This window comes from Bacillus sp. FSL R10-2780 (assembly GCF_038006125.1).
GTDB classification, from domain to species: Bacteria; Bacillota; Bacilli; order Bacillales; family Bacillaceae_G; genus Bacillus_A; species Bacillus_A cereus_U.
Genome location: NZ_JBBOUQ010000001.1, coordinates 85,209 through 107,917, shown reverse-complemented (window position 1 = coordinate 107,917; position 22,709 = coordinate 85,209). Strand labels below are relative to the sequence as shown.

The following is a 22,709-nucleotide window of genomic DNA, read 5'->3' as shown; positions in this document are numbered from 1 at the left end:
ACCTATTAACGTTAATGACGTAGCTACTTTTAATCCCGTTAAATATTATGCTTCTGAGTACACTTTCACTCTTTCATCCCTCGGCTTCCAGAAAGTAAGTGCCATTCCTACAAATATAAGCACAATCCCTACTATTTGCATACTAGTCGGTCTAAATCCGGTAAAAACTGTATCTAATAGTATTGCAACCGCAGGATCTAAAAATACTAATACAGAAATAAGTCTCGTCGATAAATCTCTTAAACTGTCAAAAAACAAGTAATATACAAACCCAGTATGTATAAGACCTGTCGCTGTGATCATCATCCAGTTCATCTCTGTTAATCCTTGAAATTTCCCGAAATCTATGAATGGTAGTAATAAAAATATACCTGAAAAAGTTTGTAAAAATGTCATCGCATATGCACTCGTATGTTTAATTCCTTTTCCTAGTAACGTTGTAAATGCATAAAATACAGCTGCAAGAAGCGCCCACACCATGCCAGATGACATTAATTTCTCAAGCGATACATTTCCGTCTACTCCAGCTATTAAAACCGTACCGATAAAACAAATAATGATTGATAGAACGGAAAATACTGTAAGCCTCTCTTTAAATACAATACTACCAATCATTAATACGATGATTGGTGCAAGATGATATACAGAAATCGCAATTGTAATCGACATGACTTCAAACGCTTTAAATAAAAATACCCAGTTAAAAACGAGAAATACACCACAAGCTAATATTTGTATCATTTCTTTTTTGTTCCATTTCTCATTTTTATATTGCCCTGTTACGAACCAACATAATGTTAAAAATACAGTCGCACAAATACAGCGAATAAACACTAATTCAAAGGAAGGTAAACCTGTTTGTACTGAAAAAAATCCAATCGATCCGAAAATAGACATCGATAGTATCATTTTTATTGCCGGCATTGATTTTGAATGAAACAAAATATTAACCTCCTAAACTTTTCACTGAATATTCTACGAATTATACACTATAATCTTCCAAAACTCGAATCATCCATAATAAAAAGAAGCAGTAAACTACTGCTTCTTTTGTTTTTCATATTGTTCAAACGTATGAATTCTTTCAAAAATTGGCGGATGTGTGTATAAGAAAAATTTCACTAACGCAGGCGGATTCACTTGGCTTAAACTTGTTTTTGATAAATATTGAAAAGTTTTCACACCAGATTCCCCATCTTTCGTCATATCTAAAGCGTATTGATCCGCCGCTCGTTCTTCTATACGAGAAACGTAGTTTGTTGCTGGTTGTGATGCAAAAGATAATAAAGAGGAAATTAAGAAAAATAAAGGTAAAATTGAGAAACACGCTAATTTTGGAATTTGCAGTGTATCTCCCCATTTTCGAATACACATATTTATAATACGACTAATTACATACATACCTATAAACGATAGCAAGACATAGCTCGCAACGCCCCAATATATATGTTTCATTACGTAATGTCCCATTTCATGAGCCATTATAAATAAAATCTCTTTATCTTTTAATTGCTGAAGCGTCGTATCCCACATTACAATACGGGCGTTAGGGCCAATTCCTGTTACGTACGCATTTAAGGCATTCGTTTTTTCTGACATATTTACTTCATATACGTGTTTAGCAGGAATGTCCGCTTTGTCTGCCATCGCTAAAATTTTCGTTTCTAATTCTTTATTTTTCAGCGTCGAGAAGTCGTTATAAAGCGGATCAATAACGACAGGCTGTATGAATGTTAAAAAGATTGTAAATGGTACAGAGAGCGCCCATCCTGCTAACCACCATCTCTTCGGGAATTTACGGATAAGCCACAAAAGAACCGCAACTACGATTAACATAGTCGCATAACTCTCCCAAAAACCAATGACATGATCTTTTATCCAGCTTTGTGTGCTTTGCGTAGATATTCCGTAATCAACGGATACTTTACGCCCGATCCATTGCATCGGTAATGCAAGAACTGTTGTTAGTAGTGATAAATAAAAGAAATAAATCGCAACTTGTAAGACATTTATTTTGGTCGTTTCCTTCGACCATTTCTCAAACTTTCTTGAAATACCGAGCACGAGTACAAATAATAAAATAATCCATTCAAGAGGCGTCGCTAAAAAATACAGTAAATTTTTCACGCGCGAATAATCTTGGCTTAGCGCAAGCTCCCTCGCATTCATAAAAGTCTCTGGATCTGCCCTCGTTCCTTTATACATATCCGGAATGAGTTCATGATTCCAACCAAATAAATACCAATATATAAGTAACGCAAACCCAACGTATAAAAAAAGCGACCACCCAATAACTTTCCTCACGCTATTCCCTCCTCTATGCTGCCTGTCTATTATTATTGTAAGTTCCTACTTTCAAAATTAGAACAAGCTAATCGTGAGAATTGTTCTAGCCCGTTCAATTTACATAAAAAAACTCTTCTATTACAAGAAGAGTTTCACCTATTTTTAGACACTTTCCTCGGTTCATAATCCGGAATAAGAAAAGCACTTACAAACCAACACATTAAACCGGCGCCTTTTACATATTTTATATATTCATAGTCTTGAAAAAATAGCGTCGTTATAATAATCGTAAAAAAACCTACTAAAACAAGTATATATCCTATTTGTTTCTTCGATAACATAGATACTCCCCCCTTAAGGCAGTACATCTATTAACAAACTGAAATCTTGTACAGAAAAAGAACTATATTTCATAATACCTTGTACAGCTAAAAGTAAAACAAGACCGATCACACACATATAGTTAACACTTTCGTCACTCTTTTTTTCAGTAACCATGCCACCACTTATACATAAAACCCCTAATAAATGGAGCGCTAAATACATGAAAAAGTAGGCTTCCTCCCAGCGGAGAATAACATTTACTGTCGTTATTAGCACTATGCTAAGTAAAATCAAATAAAAAAACTTATTTGACGATATCGTTTCATTCATATAATTTTATACATCCCTTTCAAATTTCGAATTAATGATGTTTCAAAGCTATAAAGTAAATGATTGTTTTCATACTATAAAATAAAAGGAAAGCCACTATTACTTTCACGAATATTTTATGAACCCACATATACTTCTCTTCATTTTTTCTGAAGATGCGCTTCATCATTTCTTCTACAATTAGACCAAATATTAGTAAAACCCCTAATACAATAAGAAGAGAAATAATATTTTCTTTTAAATGAGTACTAGAAAATAAGTAATACTCTGGAAACACAATTCGTATCTACTACAGGTTGAAGCCAATGGCAAACGTTTCTATCACACATATCTGTAATAGACGTAGAATCTATAATGTCTTTCAATATTTTTTCAATCGTCTTCTTCATCTCATTTACTCCCCACTACGTCTGAAAAGATTTTTTCCTGCTCTACATATATAACTGGCACTTCTTTACTCCAGTATTTGCGGTTAACAAATAAAAAGATGAGTACTAAATTTAATCCTGTTATAAAAATAATAAGTCCTGGAAAGAACGTCGTATAGTTTGAGAAATCTGCAAAACTCATGATTTTTTCTCTACTTACTAGGAAAGATGCACAGAGTACAAATGTATTGTTTAACATATGTATCGCAATTGGCATGAGTAAGCTTTTCGTACGAATATATACGATTGATAATACGATACTAAATACGGCGGCACCAAGAAAATCGACATGTAATATCGCAAATAAAAGTGCCACTGCAATCATCGCTACACTCGTTCCCCATTTTGCTGCAAAACGCTGAAGTAAAAATCCTCGAAAAACAAATTCACCAATAATAGGTGCGATAAATACAACCATAATAAATTGATATACATATCCCCCGGTACTATCTATAATCGGTTCGTGCAAGGCATTCATAATAAAATCTGGTGTAATCCATGCAAAGCTGTACATGTACAAAATAAGATAGCCGTAACTAAACATACAAAGCATAATCGCGATGTACAAAACTTGCACCAAGTTAAATGTTTCATTTTTATTAACAAATAATGAAAATGAAACACGGTGCTTTCTATACTCATAAAAAATCCATGCAATCGGAAGGATATAAAATATAAGTATATTTATAAAAGAAGAATTTTGTATATGAAATGTACTTTCTAACAATTCCCCACTACTTCTCGCTACTAAAATTAATAGTGCAAATACAATTAAAAAATATCTAGCTCGCATCATTTGAAACGGATTCACACTCATCTCCTCCCCTATGTTACTTTTATCATATCATTTGATTCTTAATTTTTTGTGAAAGAAAACCTTAAATTTTCCTTAAAAATTCCATATGTTACAAAAAGATGATATGATATTCGAGGAAATTAAGGGGGATTCTTATGTATCAAGCAAATATATTACTCATCGATGATGAAACAGCAATTTTACAACTACTAACTACCATTCTTGAAAAAGAAGGTTTTTCTCATATTACAACTGCAACATCAGCTGAATTAGCTTTATCTCTCACCGAAAAAAACAATTACGATTTAATTATTTTAGATGTCATGCTTCCTGGACAATCTGGTTTTGATATTTGTCCGATTATTCGCCAACAAACAGATTGTCCGATTTTCTTCCTATCAGCGAAGGCATCTGATTTAGATAAAATATCTGGATTTTCATACGGTGCAGATGATTATATTACGAAGCCATTTAATCCATTAGAAGTCGTAGCTCGTATGAAAGCACAACTTCGGAGACATATGAAACAAACAGTACCACACGAACAAAACGCACACTCCATTTCATTTGGGAGATTTGAAATTGATCAACATTCTGCGGAACTAACAGTAGATGGGAACGTTGTCGAATGTTCCGCTCAACTGTTTCAACTACTACTCTTCTTTTGCGAGAATCCGAACTACGTATTTTCGAAAGAAGAAATATACGAAAAAGTTTGGGGAGCACCAGCCTATAATGGCGATGACAATACTGTTATGGTTCACATTCGAAAACTACGTGAAAAAATTGAACAAAATCCAAGTAATCCATTGTACATCAAAACAGTTCGTGGACTTGGCTATAAGTTCGTTACAAAGTAGGTTAACGATATGAATTTTAATAAACGACTTATAATCCAGTTTATCTTACAACACGTTTTTGTCTTAGTTACGTTACTTATCGCAGTAGTTGCTTCTTTTTCTTATTTAATTTTTCTTCTTAATAGTACTTTATATGAACCTAATATTTCTGATTATGATACCTTTACAATCTCCGAATATATTTCTTCCGAAGGAAATAATATTACTTTAAATTCTAAGGTGAAAGATTTAATAACAGAAAAGAGTGATTGGCTTCAGATTGTAGATGAAGATGGAAAGGCCCTTTACAACTTTAATACACCTAACGATGTTCCGACTTCTTACACGAAGACATCCTTACTTACATATTTACAAAATAGTAGCGAAAATCTTTATAAGCTTAACTATTGGGAAATTAAATTAGAAAAGAAACCAGTGCTCGTTATTTACGGTGCCAAACTAAAAAGTAATGCATTACTAAAAACGATACAACAAGGACATCCTTCTTTATCATTAAATGAATTTACATTAACTGAACAAGAAAAACAATTACTTTCTAAAGAAAAAGCAACACTGCAAATATTTAATAACAATGGCGAAGAAGTTTTTTCCTATCCAACTGGGAAGAAAAAAACATTTTCGGCTATAAAAACGGCTCTTAATGAAAAAGAACCGTGGAATTATAAAGAAATTATATCTAGTTTTTACGATTCAAATAGCGGTCATCTCGTCGTTGTATCCGCCCCAAACGCTCATTATTATCCAGATGATGTATTAGATGATGTATTTACCAAGAAACTTCTAATCGGATGTAGCTTAATCCTCCTTATTGTGTTTGTTTATTTAGTCATTCTTTCAATTTGGTATGGAAATAAGTTTGGAAAGCCTCTATTACACACGATGCGCTGGCTTAAAAACATAGCTGGTGGAAAATATGAAGAGCCTGTTAGTAAAAAAGGCAAACCTGTTCGGTTCCGGCGCTCCGGTAAAGAAAAATGGTCGTTCCGCATATTTAAAGATGTTACAAACTCACTAGAGCACCTTTCTATTACTTTGAAAAAGAACGATGCAATGAGAAAAGTTTTGCAACAAACACGTGAAGAGTGGATTACCGGCCTGACGCATGATCTAAAAACACCGCTTAGCTCTATATACGGCTATGCATTATTACTAGAATCGAAGCAATATAATTGGACTGATCAAGACATTCAACAATTTGGCCATGTAATGAAAGAAAAATCTCAATATATGACTACATTAATTGACGACTTAAGCTTAACATATCAATTAAAAAATGATACTCTTCCTGCACAACACGTAAATGTTGAAATTAATCAGTTCGTCCAAAAAGTATTATTACAATTTATTAATAACCCTACACTACAAAATCAAAACATTGAATTCGTGCCAAGTTCAAGCAAAATCCAATATTTTATTGAAGAAAAATGGTTCCAACGTATTATCGAAAACTTATTAGCAAACGCTGTAAAACATAATAATGAAACAACAAACGTAATCGTAAAACTTTCGCAAAATACAAATTCATTTACACTATCTATTTCAGATGACGGAAAAGGTATGGACGATAAAACGAAAGAGCTTCTATTCGAGCGATATTACAGAGGAACGAATACAGAAGAAAGCAACATCGGAACTGGCCTTGGCCTCGCCATTACAAAACAGCTCGTTCATGCCCATAACGGAACGATTTCCATTGATAGTGAACTCGGAAAAGGAACGACGATTATACTTGTGTTTCCGTTTAGTTCATAGAAAAGGTGCTATATGGCGCCTTTTCTGTTTTTGGTAATTATTCGGTGAATAAACTTATATTGAGTGTCTTTTTTTTCTCTTTTCCGGTTAATTTGTTGATAAATGAAATTATATCGACGATTTTCTAAATATATCGGCGCAACTCGAAATATATCAGCGATTTTTCAAATATATCGACCGTAACTCCAAATATATCAGCGATTTTCAAGATATATCGATTTGTCGACAAAAATCGTCAAATATAACAATCTATATTACAAGATCGGCTGTTTCATGCTCCTTACAAACAACGATTCAACATTTTAACCCGAAACAATCCGGCTTTTACGAAATAAAAAAGCGAACCACTCAGTGGTTCACTTTTCCTCCTATTATTTCTTCTTCACCGGTATCCAAAGCTCAACTTGAGCGAACTCACTCTTATCTGCATGGCAACGCTCATCGTATAGTTCAAACTCTGTAACTCCGCAATGTTCATATCCTGAATGCGGGAACCATTCTGAGAATACTGCATTCCACGTTTGGTGAATAGACGATACCATTTCTTCATGAGGAACTTTTGGCGTTGTAAATACTGCATACGTTGCGGATGGGAATGTACGCTTTGCAATTGCATTTGGTACATTGTCAAAGTCTGTAACTTCCATTCCGATAATATAAGTGAAGTCCCCTGTTTCTAAATTAAAATCTGTACATAATCCAAGCTCTACCCATTGGCTCGTATCTTTACGATTTGGAATTGTCGTTCCAAGATCCTTTTGTAAATACTCCTGCCAGAAGACCGGGATATCTTGATGATTTTTCCCCTCTTTACTTGTCGTCTTCAGCTCATAACCCGCCATTAAAAATTCTGGTTTATTTACAATACGATATTCCATTTGTATGCCCCCTAAATATGGATTTAATTTTCTTTGTTTTACATTCACTCTATAATACATCGGTGTTTCAATTTCTTGTTTTCGATATTCACTTGGTGTCATTTGAAATAATTTTTTAAAGGCTCTCGTGAACGTCTCGTGAGATTGAAAGCCATGCTCAAATGCGACATCAATAATTTTTTCATCCGTATGAGAAATTTGATAAGCTGCCCGGGCTAACCTCCTCTTCCGAACATACTCCATTACTGTATCGCCTACTAACGCCTGAAATACACGATGAAAATGCGATTCAGAAAAACATGCAATGCGAGCTAAATTACGTAGCGTTTGCTTTTCCATTACATCTTCTTCAATATAATCAATTGCCCTTTGAATTTGAGTTTCATAGCTTTCCAACTCTGTTCACCCGCCTTATATGTATTATGATAAAAGAGAATCCTATCCAATTCTTGACGTTTTTTACTATAATTCCATAAAAAAATGTAACTTTTTTATATGTATTTCGTTGTTATGTATGAAGGGAGGGAAATGTAGTGAAACAAAGTCAATCATTAGAAGACATTTACTCAGAGCATATGCATGATTTATTTCGCTATCTTCTCTCCCTGACCGGAGATCCCCACTGTGCTGAAGACCTCATGCAAGAAACTTTCTACCGAATGCTCGTCCATATTGACTATTATAAAGGAGCAGAAATTAGGCCGTGGTTATTTACAATTGCCTACAACGCCTTTATCGATTGGTACCGAAAAGAAAAGAAGTATAAAACAACGCAAATTGAAGAATTCCATTTACCAAACGTGCCAAGTACAGAGCACTCTTATTTCGTAAAACATGAGATTACTAGTTGGTTACAAAGCATATCCTCACTTCCGCTCGAAAGACGAAATGTGTTGCTACTACGAGATTACTACGGATTCCCCTATAAGGAAATAGCAGAAATGACCGGTCTCTCGTTAGCAAAAGTAAAAATTGAATTACACCGCGGACGAAAAGAAGCAAAAATCATAAAGGAGTGATGCAGATGGGCTGTGCAGAGTTTAAAAAACTGTGGGAGAAATATGAAGACGGAACACTCACACATGACGAACAAGAAAAATTAGAAAGTCATATTGAGACATGTGAAGAGTGTGAAGTGCATTTGGATGCATTATTAATAAAAACAGAACCCGTTAAGAAAAAGTTACCACCAAAAGATCTTAAAGTTCCTTTTTGGAGGATTAAGTGGAAACATCGTTTACAAACGCTTGGTTTTATACTAGCAATTTGTATCGTTATATATATGATCGGCGGAGTATTGTCTGCCTTTTATTTTCAAGCTAATAATGATAAAAGGCTAGAAGAAATAAGAGATGTTCCCTCTCTTGCACTTGAAGCAACTATCCCAAATAGCCGCGTTATGGGCGGCGGAACAAGTGTAGAAGCTTTCTTTCGAACAAACAGCCAATTTGATTTAGTAAAAACGATTGGTAAAAAAGAAATGCCACTCGGTACAATAGAAACGAGCAGCTTCTTATCTTCTTTAAATATCACAAATCAATCTTGGGTGAATATGCACTATCAACCGAACATCCACTTTGTTCATCCAAAAATAAAACAAGGTGATTATTTGAAAGAAGCATCTAAAAAGGTTTGGGATACCCTTGCAAAGGTACATGAGGGAACAGTTGCAGAAGTAGCAATTTCTTTTGACAAAGCTTACACTTTACAAGAATTAGAGCCACTTTTATATAGTGTATTTGAAGCACAAGAACTCCCTCCAACTCCTGTATGGTACGCTTTAGACACAGGACAAGAAAGAATACATGAAGAAGATTTCATACTATCTGGAAGCGACTTTATAGGATTTCCAGAACATATAGGATTCCTTGATGATGAAACAGAAAAACAGAATACGCAAGAAGACAAAGTAATTGAAATGATGCGTATTCTTTCTACACATAAAAAAACTGTAAGTACAGTTGCTATGCTTCCTGAAAGCGAACTAAATTTAGATAAACGTTATAAATATGTAAAAGATAACGGCGTAAAAGTATACGGCATTGTCATTACTGGCCCGTCAAAAGAATTATTAAAATTACAAAACTCGCCTCACATACGTTATGCGACTCTTGGAGATATTGAGGTTTGGAATTGGTTTGATTGATACTGAAAAAGAAGTAGCACATTAAAAAATGATATGCTACTTCTTTTTTCGTTTACTACTCACTAAAAACAGTAACTTTCGAAATCTTAATAATGATAAAAGATTAGAAAAAACTAACTACTATTTCCTACTCATCCCTTTTAATAATGCCCTAAACAATGTAACAATTTTATATTTCACTAACAGAATCCGTGAATAAAGCGTGAAACACGTTAACTTCCCCCATACGTAAACATTCCGTTTCTATATCAGGAATTGCAGTTCTAGCAACCTCTCGTTCTACTCTTATAAACCCTTTTGTGTTCATTAGTTTTTCAAATTCACAAATGGTATCCATTTCTACATCGGTTGTTTCAAAAGTCCATTCTCTTAACTCTTCATCATATGTTGTTTTTAATACGTAGTAATAATAATATTTATTAAGTAAGCTAACAAAAACCCCTAGATCAAGGCGCTCGCCTCGTGATTTTCGTATCCAATCAATATCATCATTTAACATCGGTTCTTTTCCATTTAATAACACGTTATACTCTAGACAATTGTATAGGTTTAAATCTGTATAGTCTGACACGTGATAATCGCAAAATGTTGACTCGATTAAGGACAAAACTTCCTTTTGAAAGCTTTTGTTTTCTATAAATGTTTCTTTTAGCTCTATAAATCGTTTATGCTCTTTAGATTCCTCGTACAATTCTTCTTCTTTCGCAATATTTTTTGGAAAGAATTTGTAAACTGTTTCTTTTAAATCATTCATCATTTCAGGTTCCGCCGTTTTAAACATTCTGTAAATCCCCCTATGTTAAAAAGAATTCTCGCCGCGATAAAGAATCATACCCCAAATATGTTATTAATTAACAAATAAATTATATTAAAATAAGCAATGCGATTCAATTCTGTTTTTTAAATTTTTTTCTGTTATAATGGCTGATTCCGAACATTTGGTTTATCATAATATGAAAATCACAACAAAAAACGACAAAAACCTTTGAATTACCTTAAATAATAGAAAAATCCATATATAAAGAACGAAAGATTCTAAAGAGATTATTGAAAAATATATTATTTTTGTCACATTAAAAATTAGTACTTTTTTCACAAATTATTTTTAATGGAAAACTTTACAAAAAATATTTTTTACCATAAAAGGTATTTTTCTAGTAAAATAAAACAGTCTCGTAAAAATGTAACACATTTCCATACGAACAACCCTTTAAAGCGAAAAGGTGTCATCATAATTGATGACACCTTTTCCTATTACAAATAAACTAATTAGAAATCACTTTCACATACATCCCTCTCACCGCTTTTTCATAAGCGATATCACTCATCTGTCTTATTTTTTCTGATACGACAGACGACTGAACGATTTTCCCTTCACGAAGTAATGGCGGGTCAATGAGACGCACTTTATTTTTCTGATGTAGATCATACTCATTTCTATCTTCTTTTACTTCTATACTTGGGTGCACTTTTCTTAATAAAGCATCTACTTCTTGATCTTTACATAGCTGCAATTTCGATATCAGCTCATGATCTTCAAGAAGAAAATCATCTGCATGAATAACCTTTTTATGAAGAGCTAACTTTAACGTTTTAGCTAACATATCATTTCCGTAAATATTAATTGGTTTCATAAAGAAATCGATTACTTCTTTGTAATACGCCTTCGTAAACCATTCTGCAATTTCAATATTTTGAAGAACCATTCTCCCATTAACTTCGATTAAATCATCTAAAAAATTTTGAGCTTCTTCTAAAGAAATATATCCATATGTATACATATCTCTCAATGTGTAATCCACTCGGTCTGCACATAATTCTGGTGCGGATCTTTCAAGTAACGTCCACTTCGAATCATCTAATAAAATATCTTCATAGTTATAACCATGTTTTGAAAGAATCGCCGGGATTTCCGAGTTTTTCACAACAGAGCTAAATATTTCTTCATGATAACTTTCATTTTCGTTATCAAAAACGTAATCAATCACATGAGAAAAAGCAGTATGCGATACGTCATGCAGTAAACCGGCAATTTGTTCTTCTACTGAACCACCAAGTTTTTTAATTAACAACATAGCACCAACTGAATGGTCAAAGCGCGTTACATTCCATTTCTCGTTCATTAAGTAACTTGCTCCGGCCTGATGAACCCCTTTCAGCCTTTGCACATGTTTACTTAAAATTAATTCTTCTAACACTTTATCTACTTTAAACTCACCGTATATAACATCTGATATGATCACTTATAATCCCCCTTTTCAAGCAGAGTCTTCTTATAGTATCTCTTTTTTCAGAGAGTAAATAAAGAACTTCACTCGAATATTTTGTGCCTTTAAATTAAAAAATAGAGAGCACTCAGCTCTCTATTTCACATACCTATCCAAACGTAACTTCCACCTGCACAATCTCAGATCTACTTCCAAGTCTAAGCGGTGGTCCCCAGAATCCGAATCCAGAAGAAACAATGGCGTGGAATGCACCTTTTTGTACGTATCCCCAGTCTAGTTCGTACATTCTTCTCGTTACAATGTGGTTCGGCGCCATTTGTCCGCGGTGCGTGTGACCTGATAATAGTAAATCAACGCCGGCATCCGCTGCCTGCTTTAATTCAAATGGCTGGTGATCCATTGCGATAACAGGAAGCGATTTATCTACCGTACTCATTAGATTTTCAAAGCTTTGACGATCACGCTCTGTTTTATCTCTTCTTCCAACGAGATAAAAATCATCTTCAATTGTAATGACTTCATCTAAAAGAATACGAATATCAATCTTATCCATCTCTTGTAAAAACTCAGGAACAGCTCGGCCGTAATATTCATGGTTTCCTAACACACCATATACGCCTAATGGAGCTTTCATCTGTTTCATGATTGGTCCCATATTTTTTTGAATGAACACACCTGGATGATCGTCGATAATATCACCAGGCAGTAAAATAATATCGGGCTCCATTTCATTTACATGATGGACAAGTCTCTTTAAATGAGCAACACCAGACAATTTACCGAAATGCATATCCGAAGCCATCGCAATACGTAAACTTTTACGTCCTTCTACTTTTTTCGGTATATGTACATCATACTTTCTTACAACCGGGCTATACGCATTAAATACCCCGTATGCGAAGATAAAGAAAAATACGAGTAAAGTGACTGCCCCTGTCCAAATAATTGCCGTGTCTTTCTCTATAGAAAACTGTAAAAAGAAGACTGCAATATCGGCTAATGGCAATAACATGAGCGCATATTGTATAACCGCAAACCAAATTGAACCGACAGTTCGCAGGAAAGGAAGGAATTTAAACACTTGCACGAGAATATACGCATATGAAATAAATCCGACTATGAAAGCGTAATATCCCCAAGATTCCCAGCCAAATACCGTACTGAGCCAAACCCAGCCGTTCCAGCCAATGTAAAACATAAGTAGTGTGTATACAATTAAAATAGTGAATATATTGAGATAACGAAAATTTTTCACTGCTAGCCTCCTTATTGATTTCTTCTATTATATCTTGTTATGCACGTTTAACGTAAATATTAAGCACTTCAAACGAACGATAATAAAACTCTTGTATTTACTACAAAACAAAGGGGATTTTGAAGGTACAGTTATATGATTTGAATACTTCAAAGAGCATAAACCATTTTTCACGGCATTGTTTAAAAGCAACAGTACATTATCATTTCAGAAAAAGTTATTAACTTTCATCATGGGTGAAATTGAAAAAAATTTAAATACGAATACGTCTATAAATAAAAACATTGATAAACACATCGTTTTAAAATTTTTAGGGACCGCTGTAATGGAGATTTTGGAATCTTACGTGTTAGAAGAAATTGATAGTGATATTGCGTATGTTGCGACGCAGGTTGGGGAGTTGATGAGGAGGAATATATAAAAATATAACATTCACGCAAACAAAGAAAAGCCGCACCTACAAATACTCGTATAGGTACGGCATTCCACTATTAAATAACAAAATCCTCCGGAATAAACACCTTCACTTCTCTCGGATGTACGTATACAAACTCACCCGTTTGAATGTTAAGCTGTCTGAACTGTTCTTTACTAATTTCCGCTTCTAAATACTCATCTGTTCCGTCGCGCTTCAATTCTACATATACGACAGGGCCAACTGCATGTGAGTATGTTACTTTCGCCGGAATGGCATCTACATTTTCTTTCGTACGAGCGATTGAAAGGTGATGTGGTCTTACGTATCCCACTCCGTCTACATTTGAGACGTGCTTATGCTCTGGTGCTTCTAGTTCCACCGATCCTACATTTAGCTTACCTTTATGAACGCGGCCATGAAATAAGTTTACGTTTCCTAAAAAGTCATATACGAACGGACTTGCCGGTTTTTCATACACTTCTTCCGGCGTTCCCATTTGTTCAATGCGTCCTTCATTCATTACAACGATGCGGTCCGCAACGTCTAACGCTTCTTCTTGGTCATGCGTTACGAATACGCTCGTAATTTGAAATTCGTCATGTAGTTTCCGGAGCCATCTTCGTAATTCTTTCCGCACTTTCGCATCAAGTGCACCAAATGGTTCGTCTAGCAATAAAATTTTCGGCTCGACTGCAAGTGCCCGTGCTAGTGCGATACGCTGTCGTTGTCCGCCAGATAATTGCGCTGGATATCGTTTTGCAAAACCAGCCATTTTTACTAGTTTCAATAGTTCTATTACTTTTTCTTCTATTACTTCAGCTGACGGTCTTACATTTTTCTTTCTTACTTTTAAACCGAAAGCGACATTTTCAAATACATTCATATGTTTAAAAAGTGCATAGTGCTGGAAGACGAAACCGACTTGCCGGTTTTTCACATGAATATCAGTTAAATCTTCCCCATCAAAAGAAATCGAGCCTCCATCCGCTTCTTCTAGCCCTGCAATAATTCGTAATAACGTCGTTTTTCCAGAACCTGACGGGCCTAATAAGGCAACAAGTTCTCCTTTTGGAATATCCAACTGAATGTCTGTCAGCGCTTGAAATGTACCATATTGTTTTGATACATTTTGAATTTGAATACTCACCGCACTCACCCCTTATTGTCGTTTTTCCATTCTCCATTCAATCCAGTTTTTTATAACGAGCGTAAAAACTGCGATAAGTGACATTAAAGTCGCCACAGCGAACGCTGCTGAAAATTGATATTCATTGTACAAAATTTCAATATGAAGCGGCATTGTATTTGTCATGCCGCGCACGTGACCAGACACAACGGAAACGGCGCCGAACTCACCAATGGCGCGGGCATTACATAAAATCATGCCGTATAATAGACCCCATTTTATATTTGGTAATGTGACGCGCCAAAACATTTTCCAGCCGCTTGCGCCAAGTGATAGAGCTGCTTCTTCTTCACTCTTTCCTTGCGCCTGCATTACCGGGATTAATTCACGTGCAACGAATGGAAACGTAACAAAGATCGTCGCAATGATAATGCCAGGGACAGAGAAGATGAGTTTTATCCCGTGTTCCAATAACCATCCGCCAAGATTCGCACGAGGTGTGAAAAGTAAAACGAATACTAATCCTGCAATAACTGGTGATACAGCAAACGGCAGTTCAATAAGAGATAATAATACTTGCTTTCCTTTAAACTGAAACTTCGTAATAAGCCAAGCTGCCGCTATTCCGAATATCGTATTAAGCGGCACAACGATTAAAGCAACGAGAAGCGTTAACCTGATTGCTGAAAATGCTTCTTGATCTGTTACAGCGGCAATATATACATCAGCGCCTCGTTCAAATGCTTTCATAAAAATTGTCACGAGCGGCAGTAATAGAAAGAGAGATAAAAATAAAATTGTTATCGTAATGAATAGAATTGGTACAAACTTAGATTCTTTTTTAGCTGACATGCTTTTTACTATTTTCTTTTCTAATAATGTTGGTTCCATTTTCTCCCCTCCTATTCGCTTTTCAGTTCGTGCCTTCTACTCCAAGTTTGAATCATATTAATAAGTAGTAGGAAAAGGAGAGAAATAATAAGCATCACAGCCGCTACCGCTGTTGCGCCTGCATAATCATATTGTTCTAGTTTCGTCATAATCATAAGCGGTGCGATTTCTGTTTTCATTGGCATATTACCAGCAATGAACACGACAGATCCATATTCCCCTAATGCCCGCGCAAAGGCGAGTGAAAAACCAGCAAGTAGAGCCGGAAATATTTCGGGCAAAATGATTTTCACAAATATTTGGAAGCGCGACGCCCCTAAGCTAGAAGCTGCTTCTTCTACTTCTTTATCAATACTTTGTAGTACTGGTTGCACCATTCTGACGACAAAGGGTAAGCCAATAAACGTCAGTGCAACAATAATTCCGAGCTGGGTAAAAGCTACTTTTATATGAAACACACTAAATATTTTTCCAATAAATCCATTTTCCGCATAAAGCGTCGTAAGTGTAATACCAGCTACTGCAGTCGGAAGAGCGAATGGTAAATCGATTAATCCGTCTAATAACCGTTTCCCTGGAAATGTGTAGCGAACGAGTACCCAGGCAATTAATAAACCGAAAATGGCATTTACGATTGCCGCTGCAAGTGAAGTTGTGAAACTCACTTGATAGGAATGCAACACGCGCTCACTCGTTATAACTTGTGCGAACTTCTTCCAGCCTAGCTGCGAAGTTTGAATAAATACGATAGAAAGTGGTATAAGTACGAATAAACTCATATACAGCATTGTAAATCCAAGAGATAATCCAAACCCTGGTAAGACACGCTTCTTCCTCATATAACGTCACCTCATCCCCCCTTATTTTTTATACATTTGATCGAATACGCCGCCATCATTAAAATGCTTTTCTTGCGCTTTTTTCCAGCCTCCAAATAGTTCATCTACTGTAAATAATTGAACTTTCGGAAATTGTGATGCGTACTTTTCTGCTACTTTTTCATTACGAGGGCGATAAAAGTTTTTCGCCGCAATTTCTTGCCCTTTTTCTGAATACAAATATTCAAGGTATCCTTCTGCTACTTTTTTCGTTCCTTTTTTATCAACGACTTTATCTACAACAGCTACTGGCGGTTCTGCAAGTATACTAATCGAAGGCGTTACAATTTCAAATTTATCTTTTCCAAGTTCTTTTTGTGATAATAATGCTTCATTTTCCCAAGCAATTAACACGTCACCAATTCCTTTTTCAACGAAAGTCGTCGTTGCCCCGCGTGCACCAGAATCAAGCACTTCTACGTTTTTATAAATTTGGCCGACAAACTCTTTCGCTTTATCTTCACTATTGTTATATTTCTTCAGTGCGTATCCCCACGCCCCTAAATAGTTCCACCGTGCTCCTCCAGATGTTTTTGGATTCGGTGTAATGACAGACACACCTTTTTTCGTTAAATCATCCCAGTCTTTAATTCCTTTCGGGTTTCCTTTTCTCACAAGAAATACAATCGTTGATGTATACGGAGTAGAATTATCCGCAAGTCGCTTCTGCCAATCTTCTGCTAGTTGTTTCTTCTTACTAATCGCGTCAATATCATAAGCGAGCGCTAGTGTTACAACGTCTGCTTCTAAACCGTCAATAACAGAGCGTGCCTGACTTCCAGATCCCCCGTGTGATTGCTTTACATTTACTGTTTGACCATGCTTCTCTTTCCAATACTTCGCAAAGTCTTTATTGAAATCTTGATACAACTCACGCGTCGGGTCATATGAAACATTTAAAAGCTCAACTGTCTTCTTATCCCCGCCTCCTTCAGAATTACTAGTAGATGTTGCCGAGCCACACCCTGACAAAAGAACAAATGCTGACAATAAGACACCTGTACTTTTCATAAGCGCTGTCTTACCCCACTGTTTCATATATAAAGCCCCCTTAGTTTGTACAATAGAAAAAGGCACACAATCTATTCACAAAAGTGAACGTTGTGCGCCTTCAGTTTCTCTGATGAGCTTCTATTGTATTCTGTTTGATTTCTTTTCATTTTAATTCCGTAATTCATATGTGTCAACTTGGAATTTCACTTTATCGCTTCGGGGGCTTATACAAATATCCCTAACTATTCCCTTTCACCATCAACAACAAATATATGAATAAATCTTTTTTAATCATTATCAATATGACATTTCCTTTTATATTCATTTATCCATCATAACTATCTTATTGATAATGATTATCAATCGAACAGAAAAATAAAAGCCAATCTTTTTTATTTCCTACATAAGTATGCTTTCCGTTCATTTTTAAAAAGTAAATAATGAGCCGTATGAACCTTTCTCTCTAAATAATCGATAGAATACGAACTTGATGGATCAACTAAATCCCCAATCGCCCCTGAAAGGTGATCAATTACCTTTTGCAATGTTTCTAAGTTCTTCTTTTCACTCTCCATATTCATTTCATCCATAATGTCACAAATAAGATATTGCACTTTCCGTAAGCGTAATTCCTTCTGCTCCATACATATCTCCTCCTTATTAGTCATATTACGGTTTAAATATATGGGCTTATAGCTTAACCAATTCTAAAAAATAAAGTGAAACTTTAATGAGTAGGGATTTTGTCCATCCACACGAATCGAGCCTTTACAGGACAAAAAGATATCCATCTCTAAACATGTAGTCATAGAGATGGATATCTTTATTTTTATACTTGTAATGCCTTCTCTCTCAAAGCTCTTCGTAACAATTTACCAGTTGTATTCTTCGGCAATTCTGTTAAAAACTCAATACTCATTGGCACTTTATATTTCGCTAAATGTAACGTGCAGTAATGCGTAAGCTCTTCTTCTGTTACGCTCGTTTGTTTCAGAACGACGTAAGCTCGCACTGCTTCTCCTAAGTTTTCATCAGGAACACCGATTACGACAACTTCAGCTACCGAATCATGAGTATATAATACTTCCTCTACTTCACGAGGATATACGTTATAACCGCCAACTAAAACAATATCTTTTTTACGATCGACGATATAGAAGTAACCTTCTTCATCCATTTTCGCTAAGTCACCTGTATATAGCCAGCCATCTTTAATTGTCGCCGCAGTATCTTCTGGCGCATTATAGTAACCCTTCATAACGTTAGGTCCGCGAACAATTAATTCCCCAACTGCACCAACAGGTACTTCTTCCCCAAGTTCGTTCACAATTTTATTTTCTACGTGCCAAATATTTGTACCAATCGAACCTGGTTTACGAGGACGATCTAACGGATTAAAACAAGTAACTGGTGATGCCTCTGATAAACCGTATCCTTCTGAAACGATAACGTCAAAACGTTTTTCAAAGTTTTTCAGAAGCGCAACAGGCATCGATGCACCACCTGAAATACAAAGGCGAAGTGTCTTCACATCTTCTGCGCTCGCTTCTTCAAATAAATATAAGTAATTGTACATTGTCGGCACACCCGCAAAAATCGTTGGTTCATACGTACGACAAATACGGAATACTTCTTTCGGACTAAACTTCGGTAACATTAAAATTGTTGCCCCGTTCACAATCGGTGCATTTACCGCAACAGTTAAACAGAACACATGGAACATCGGCAGTGCCGCAACGACGCGATCATCCGCAGTATATTGTAAATATGACGCAACATCGCTAGCATTACTATATAAATTTTTATGCGTTAACATAGCGCCTTTTGGCTTTCCAGTTGTACCTGAAGTGTATAAAATAACAGCTACATCTTCTTCATCTAGTTCAGGACCTTCGTAAGTTACATCTCCATTTCCTATAAAACTAGTAAACGTTTTCATTTTTTCGGTTTCTATATGGTTAAAATCTGATGAGGTTTCGCATATGATGATATTTTCAAGTGAAGGAAGTCTTGTTGTAAGAGATTGTATAACAGGTAGAAGGACGTCGAGTACGATGATTGTTTTTACATCTCCATTTTGTAATATGTAATGTATTTCGTCTGCTGTATAAATTGGATTAATCGGAATGACAGTTGCTCCGGCTTTCATTGTTCCGTATAAACCTACTAAAAAATGTGGTGAATTGCCTACAGCTAATGCGACATTGTCCCCTTTTCCAATGCCCATTTTTGCTAAATTGCTAGAAAACCTAGTGACTACTTTGTTTAATTGGTCATACGAGACCGACTGATCCATAAATATGTACGCCGGTTTATCCCCCTTCTTTTTTGCCGTTTCAGCCAAAGATTGAACGAGATTCACACAAATCCCACCTTTATAAAATTTAGAATATTTAAAAATTCTAAATTAATTATATTAAAAGAAAATTAAAGTAGCAAGTGATATTCTATTAATCGAATATACATCAACCACTTTCTTCCAGAACACTTTAGTAAGATGCGAGAATTATATGTGAAAGAAACAGGTACAAACATATAGTTAAACTGTAGCTAAAATCATTGTAGGATAATATGCACTCATCTTTCCGCTAAGTTTTTCAACTTCCTCTTTATTTAAAGCCGTATACTCTCCATACAAATTGAGAGCGTCCGCTCTATTTTCATGAACGTACACTGTAACATATACTGTCGGTAATCCCTTATTGTCTTCATCTATCGACAAGACAACATCTGGCGTTTTACCAACGCTACTAAACGTTTCATTTCGATTCGCCTCCTTTTATCATATATATTCCTTTATAAGGAGCAGATGTCCTGTAAATATACGTTTTACGGTAAGTGAAATTATATCGGCGATTTTTCGAATATATCGACTATAACTCGAAATATATCAGCGATTTTTGAAATATATCGACCGTAAACCAATTTATATCAGCGATTTTTAAAATATATCGACTTACCGACAAAACCTGACAATCTACGCAAAAAGAAAGAGGCTGCCATTTGACAGCCTCCTCTGTTTAGAAGAATAAATGTAAGAAATCTTCTGTTGTAATATTACCGAAATAGCGCGCGATATCTACGCCTTCTAAAGCTACAGTGAATGTATCTTTATCAAATTGTACGCCTGTTAGACGTTCTTCAATGTCATGAACATCTAGTGATCCGAAGAAATCACCGTAAATTTTACATTCTGTTACTGTTCCTTTTTTCACTTCAAGGCGAACATCAACTTGTCCAACTGGGAAGCGGTGTGAATGTTGTAAGTTGAACTTCGGAGACTTCCCGTAGTTCCAGTCCCAATTGCGGTAACGTTCTTCAGAAATTTTATAAATCTCTTTCCAATCAGCTTCTGTTAATTCGTACGTTGGAATTTCTGTTTCTCCTTCGAAAATTGTTTCTAGCAGAAGTTGTCTAAACTCTTCTGTCGTCATTTTTTCGTTTAAGAACTCTGTAATATTCGCAACGCGGCTACGGATTGATTTAATTCCTTTTGATTGAATCTTATCCATTTTCACTTTTAGTGCTGATACAACGTGATCGATTTCAGAGTCAAATAATAACGTACCGTGACTAAACATACGACCTTTCGTTGAAAACTGCGCGTTACCTGAAATTTTTCTACCTTCAGCTAAAATGTCGTTACGACCACTTAGCTCTGCATTTACGCCTAGTTTACCAAGCGCTTTCGTTACAGGTTCTGTGAATTTTTTGAAGTTGCTGAAACTGTCTCCATCATCTTTCGTAATAAAGCTGAAGTTTAAGTTTCCTAAATCATGATATACTGCGCCTCCGCCTGATAAACGACGAACGACATGAATGCCTTTTTCTTTTACGTAATCTGCATTAATTTCTTCCACTGTGTTTTGGTTTTTACCAATGATAATTGAAGGCTCATTAATGTAGAACAGTAAATATGTTTCGTTAATATCTAAATTTTTAACACAATATTCTTCAATCGCTAAGTTTATCGTAGGATCTGTAATCCCTTTATTATCAATAAATAACATCGTATCACCTCATGAATTCCAAACGTAACCACTATGCGCAAGCGTAATATGGCCACTGAAAATTTGTTTTGCTTCCGTTACTAAATCAGATGGATTGCCTGTATGCGGCAAATGCGTTAATAAAAGTTCTTTTACATTCGCAGTTTTCGCAATACTTGCTACTTCTGTACTATTCATATGCCCTGCTTTGGCAGCCTCTTGATGTGCATACATATTACATTCACAAATGAAAAGATCAGCATCTTTTGTGAACGGAATAAATTCAGGAATATAACTTGAATCTGCACTGTATACAACAACATCATCGCCAGCTGTAATACGCATCGCAAAGCATGTAACAGGATGAACAGTTTTTAAGAATGAAATGGAGAACGGTCCAATTTGAAGTGTTTCTTCTGGATTGTACGCGATTCCTTTCGTATGCGGTTCATGCGTTAAAGAATGGAATCCATTCTCATCAAACGAATGACCGTATATTGGTAACTCCGGTAGTTGTCCTTTTGTCACACTCGTAATTAATCTTGCATATTGCAATACCCCAATATCTGCAACATGATCGTGATGATAGTGTGACAATACAACTGCATCTATATCAGATGGTGTTATATATTTTTGAAGCTGTGCTAGTACACCACTACCACAGTCTACAAGTAAACGAAAACCATCGTGTTCAAACAAATACCCCGACGTTGCTTCTCCCGCTTCTGGAAAGCCGCCCCAAAAGCCGACAACAGTCATCTTCATATGTATCCATCCTTTCTAAAACCGTGTAGGAATGCGGTTTTTCTCCGTACTTGAGAAAGTTTTTTTCTTACATCCTACATTGTTAACTATAATCCATTTCCTAAACTTTTTCATTAATTTTCAATTTTGTTATAAAACAGTTGTTGACTTTTGTTTTTTGTACTAATACAATGATAGTAAGAAATGAAAATGGAGGGATTGACATGATTGATCAACCAATGGAGTTTTTCCGAAATTTACCGACGAAAACTTGTGCACACTGCGGGAAGGAAATTGATGAGCAACACGAAGCATACCATAACAAATGTGACGATTGCGTTCACGAAGAATAGTAGTTTGTAAACATAAAAAAACCTAGCAGACATA

22 protein-coding genes and 3 pseudogenes are annotated in these 22,709 nt (G+C 35.6%); 6 read left to right on the top strand and 19 right to left on the bottom strand.

Annotated elements, in window-relative coordinates; all coding sequences use genetic code 11:
* Positions 1-45: 45 nt before the first annotated feature.
* The 6 genes and pseudogenes from NSQ47_RS00545 to NSQ47_RS00520 all read right to left on the bottom strand — a co-directional run bounded on the left by NSQ47_RS00545 (position 46) and on the right by NSQ47_RS00520 (position 4,179).
* Complete coding sequence (locus tag NSQ47_RS00545) at positions 46-942, bottom strand: DMT family transporter (protein ID WP_341035815.1); 897 nt, start codon at positions 940-942, stop codon at positions 46-48.
* 96 nt (positions 943-1,038) lie between these two features.
* Positions 1,039-2,304, bottom strand: coding sequence for a M48 family metallopeptidase (locus tag NSQ47_RS00540; RefSeq protein ID WP_341035814.1), 1,266 nt, complete (start codon positions 2,302-2,304; stop codon positions 1,039-1,041).
* Between the two features lie 134 nt (positions 2,305-2,438).
* Positions 2,439-2,627 carry a hypothetical protein gene (locus NSQ47_RS00535; RefSeq protein WP_002201424.1) on the bottom strand — a complete coding sequence of 63 codons (189 nt, stop codon included), beginning with the start codon at positions 2,625-2,627 and terminating at the stop codon, positions 2,439-2,441.
* Between the two features lie 13 nt (positions 2,628-2,640).
* Complete coding sequence (locus NSQ47_RS00530; protein ID WP_002201425.1) at positions 2,641-2,940, bottom strand: DUF2101 family protein; 300 nt, start codon at positions 2,938-2,940, stop codon at positions 2,641-2,643.
* Between the two features lie 31 nt (positions 2,941-2,971).
* Positions 2,972-3,329, bottom strand: a pseudogene (locus NSQ47_RS00525) (hypothetical protein).
* A 1-nt stretch (position 3,330) separates the two neighbouring features.
* Positions 3,331-4,179, bottom strand: a complete 849-nt coding sequence (locus NSQ47_RS00520; protein WP_341035813.1) for a CPBP family intramembrane glutamic endopeptidase — start codon at positions 4,177-4,179, stop codon at positions 3,331-3,333.
* Between the two features lie 140 nt (positions 4,180-4,319).
* Here NSQ47_RS00520 and NSQ47_RS00515 point away from each other — a divergent pair, with 140 nt between their 5' ends.
* Positions 4,320-5,024, top strand: coding sequence for a response regulator transcription factor (locus NSQ47_RS00515; RefSeq protein ID WP_002158935.1), 705 nt, complete (start codon positions 4,320-4,322; stop codon positions 5,022-5,024).
* 9 nt (positions 5,025-5,033) lie between these two features.
* Entirely contained in the window at positions 5,034-6,776 is a 1,743-nt protein-coding gene (locus NSQ47_RS00510) for a sensor histidine kinase (RefSeq protein WP_341035812.1), read from the top strand.
* 371 nt (positions 6,777-7,147) lie between these two features.
* Here NSQ47_RS00510 and NSQ47_RS00505 read toward each other — a convergent pair whose 3' ends face one another.
* Positions 7,148-8,050, bottom strand: coding sequence for an AraC family transcriptional regulator (locus NSQ47_RS00505; RefSeq protein WP_341035811.1), 903 nt, complete (start codon positions 8,048-8,050; stop codon positions 7,148-7,150).
* A 137-nt stretch (positions 8,051-8,187) separates the two neighbouring features.
* Between NSQ47_RS00505 and NSQ47_RS00500 the strand changes: the two genes are divergently transcribed.
* Together NSQ47_RS00500 and NSQ47_RS00495 are read left to right on the top strand one after the other, a co-directional pair.
* The gene (locus NSQ47_RS00500; RefSeq protein WP_078179685.1) at positions 8,188-8,673 is read left to right on the top strand and encodes an RNA polymerase sigma factor; all 486 of its coding nucleotides are present in this window, start codon (positions 8,188-8,190) and stop codon (positions 8,671-8,673) included.
* Positions 8,674-8,678: 5 nt separating this feature from the next.
* Entirely contained in the window at positions 8,679-9,800 is a 1,122-nt protein-coding gene (locus tag NSQ47_RS00495; protein ID WP_341035810.1) for an anti-sigma factor, read from the top strand.
* Positions 9,801-9,969: 169 nt separating this feature from the next.
* Here NSQ47_RS00495 and NSQ47_RS00490 read toward each other — a convergent pair whose 3' ends face one another.
* From NSQ47_RS00490 to NSQ47_RS00480, 3 genes are all read right to left on the bottom strand, one after another.
* Entirely contained in the window at positions 9,970-10,581 is a 612-nt protein-coding gene (locus NSQ47_RS00490; RefSeq protein WP_002202834.1) for a hypothetical protein, read from the bottom strand.
* A 484-nt stretch (positions 10,582-11,065) separates the two neighbouring features.
* Positions 11,066-12,043 carry an HD domain-containing protein gene (locus NSQ47_RS00485; RefSeq protein ID WP_341035809.1) on the bottom strand — a complete coding sequence of 326 codons (978 nt, stop codon included), beginning with the start codon at positions 12,041-12,043 and terminating at the stop codon, positions 11,066-11,068.
* A 133-nt stretch (positions 12,044-12,176) separates the two neighbouring features.
* Positions 12,177-13,283, bottom strand: coding sequence for a metallophosphoesterase (locus NSQ47_RS00480; protein WP_341035807.1), 1,107 nt, complete (start codon positions 13,281-13,283; stop codon positions 12,177-12,179).
* Between the two features lie 94 nt (positions 13,284-13,377).
* On the opposite strand from NSQ47_RS00480, the pseudogene NSQ47_RS00475 reads away from it, so the two are divergent.
* Positions 13,378-13,704 (top strand): annotated as a pseudogene (locus NSQ47_RS00475) (TetR-like C-terminal domain-containing protein); the annotation flags it as partial.
* A gap of 70 nt (positions 13,705-13,774) precedes the next feature.
* Here the strand turns inward: NSQ47_RS00475 and NSQ47_RS00470 are convergent.
* The 9 genes and pseudogenes from NSQ47_RS00470 to NSQ47_RS00430 all read right to left on the bottom strand — a co-directional run bounded on the left by NSQ47_RS00470 (position 13,775) and on the right by NSQ47_RS00430 (position 22,343).
* Positions 13,775-14,848, bottom strand: coding sequence for a sulfate/molybdate ABC transporter ATP-binding protein (locus tag NSQ47_RS00470; RefSeq protein ID WP_341035805.1), 1,074 nt, complete (start codon positions 14,846-14,848; stop codon positions 13,775-13,777).
* 12 nt (positions 14,849-14,860) lie between these two features.
* The gene (gene cysW, locus NSQ47_RS00465; protein WP_341035804.1) at positions 14,861-15,718 is read right to left on the bottom strand and encodes a sulfate ABC transporter permease subunit CysW; all 858 of its coding nucleotides are present in this window, start codon (positions 15,716-15,718) and stop codon (positions 14,861-14,863) included.
* Positions 15,719-15,729: 11 nt separating this feature from the next.
* Positions 15,730-16,557, bottom strand: a complete 828-nt coding sequence (gene cysT, locus NSQ47_RS00460; RefSeq protein WP_002149992.1) for a sulfate ABC transporter permease subunit CysT — start codon at positions 16,555-16,557, stop codon at positions 15,730-15,732.
* Positions 16,558-16,578: 21 nt separating this feature from the next.
* Positions 16,579-17,634 (bottom strand): sulfate ABC transporter substrate-binding protein, encoded by a 1,056-nt coding sequence (locus tag NSQ47_RS00455; protein WP_002158956.1) that lies wholly within the window; start codon positions 17,632-17,634, stop codon positions 16,579-16,581.
* Between the two features lie 347 nt (positions 17,635-17,981).
* Positions 17,982-18,233, bottom strand: a complete 252-nt coding sequence (locus tag NSQ47_RS00450) for a hypothetical protein (protein ID WP_000435464.1) — start codon at positions 18,231-18,233, stop codon at positions 17,982-17,984.
* 185 nt (positions 18,234-18,418) lie between these two features.
* A complete protein-coding gene (locus tag NSQ47_RS00445; protein ID WP_002158957.1) occupies positions 18,419-19,951 on the bottom strand; it encodes a fatty acid--CoA ligase family protein in 1,533 nt (510 codons plus the stop codon).
* A 177-nt stretch (positions 19,952-20,128) separates the two neighbouring features.
* Positions 20,129-20,368: pseudogene (locus NSQ47_RS00440) on the bottom strand (hypothetical protein); the annotation flags it as partial.
* A gap of 241 nt (positions 20,369-20,609) precedes the next feature.
* On the bottom strand, positions 20,610-21,599 hold the full coding sequence (locus NSQ47_RS00435; protein WP_002158958.1) for a lipoate--protein ligase: 990 nt from the start codon (positions 21,597-21,599) through the stop codon (positions 20,610-20,612).
* A 9-nt stretch (positions 21,600-21,608) separates the two neighbouring features.
* Positions 21,609-22,343 carry an MBL fold metallo-hydrolase gene (locus NSQ47_RS00430; RefSeq protein WP_215555503.1) on the bottom strand — a complete coding sequence of 245 codons (735 nt, stop codon included), beginning with the start codon at positions 22,341-22,343 and terminating at the stop codon, positions 21,609-21,611.
* Positions 22,344-22,546: 203 nt separating this feature from the next.
* Here NSQ47_RS00430 and yhfH point away from each other — a divergent pair, with 203 nt between their 5' ends.
* On the top strand, positions 22,547-22,675 hold the full coding sequence (yhfH, locus tag NSQ47_RS00425; RefSeq protein WP_000567010.1) for a protein YhfH: 129 nt from the start codon (positions 22,547-22,549) through the stop codon (positions 22,673-22,675).
* Positions 22,676-22,709: the final 34 nt, after the last annotated feature.

Excerpts from the sequence above, each read along its gene's own strand:
- NSQ47_RS00535 (WP_002201424.1), bottom strand. The coding sequence starts at position 2,627 with ATGTTATCGAAGAAACAAATAGGATATATACTTGTTTTAGTAGGTTTT.
- NSQ47_RS00530 (WP_002201425.1), bottom strand. The coding sequence starts at position 2,940 with ATGAATGAAACGATATCGTCAAATAAGTTTTTTTATTTGATTTTACTT.
- NSQ47_RS00515 (WP_002158935.1), top strand. The coding sequence starts at position 4,320 with ATGTATCAAGCAAATATATTACTCATCGATGATGAAACAGCAATTTTA.
- NSQ47_RS00510 (WP_341035812.1), top strand. The coding sequence starts at position 5,034 with ATGAATTTTAATAAACGACTTATAATCCAGTTTATCTTACAACACGTT.
- NSQ47_RS00495 (WP_341035810.1), top strand. The coding sequence starts at position 8,679 with ATGGGCTGTGCAGAGTTTAAAAAACTGTGGGAGAAATATGAAGACGGA.
- NSQ47_RS00490 (WP_002202834.1), bottom strand. The coding sequence starts at position 10,581 with ATGTTTAAAACGGCGGAACCTGAAATGATGAATGATTTAAAAGAAACA.
- cysW (WP_341035804.1), bottom strand. The coding sequence starts at position 15,718 with ATGGAACCAACATTATTAGAAAAGAAAATAGTAAAAAGCATGTCAGCT.
- cysT (WP_002149992.1), bottom strand. The coding sequence starts at position 16,557 with ATGAGGAAGAAGCGTGTCTTACCAGGGTTTGGATTATCTCTTGGATTT.
- NSQ47_RS00455 (WP_002158956.1), bottom strand. The coding sequence starts at position 17,634 with ATGAAACAGTGGGGTAAGACAGCGCTTATGAAAAGTACAGGTGTCTTA.
- NSQ47_RS00450 (WP_000435464.1), bottom strand. The coding sequence starts at position 18,233 with ATGGAGCAGAAGGAATTACGCTTACGGAAAGTGCAATATCTTATTTGT.
- NSQ47_RS00435 (WP_002158958.1), bottom strand. The coding sequence starts at position 21,599 with ATGTTATTTATTGATAATAAAGGGATTACAGATCCTACGATAAACTTA.
- NSQ47_RS00430 (WP_215555503.1), bottom strand. The coding sequence starts at position 22,343 with ATGAAGATGACTGTTGTCGGCTTTTGGGGCGGCTTTCCAGAAGCGGGA.
- yhfH (WP_000567010.1), top strand. The coding sequence starts at position 22,547 with ATGATTGATCAACCAATGGAGTTTTTCCGAAATTTACCGACGAAAACT.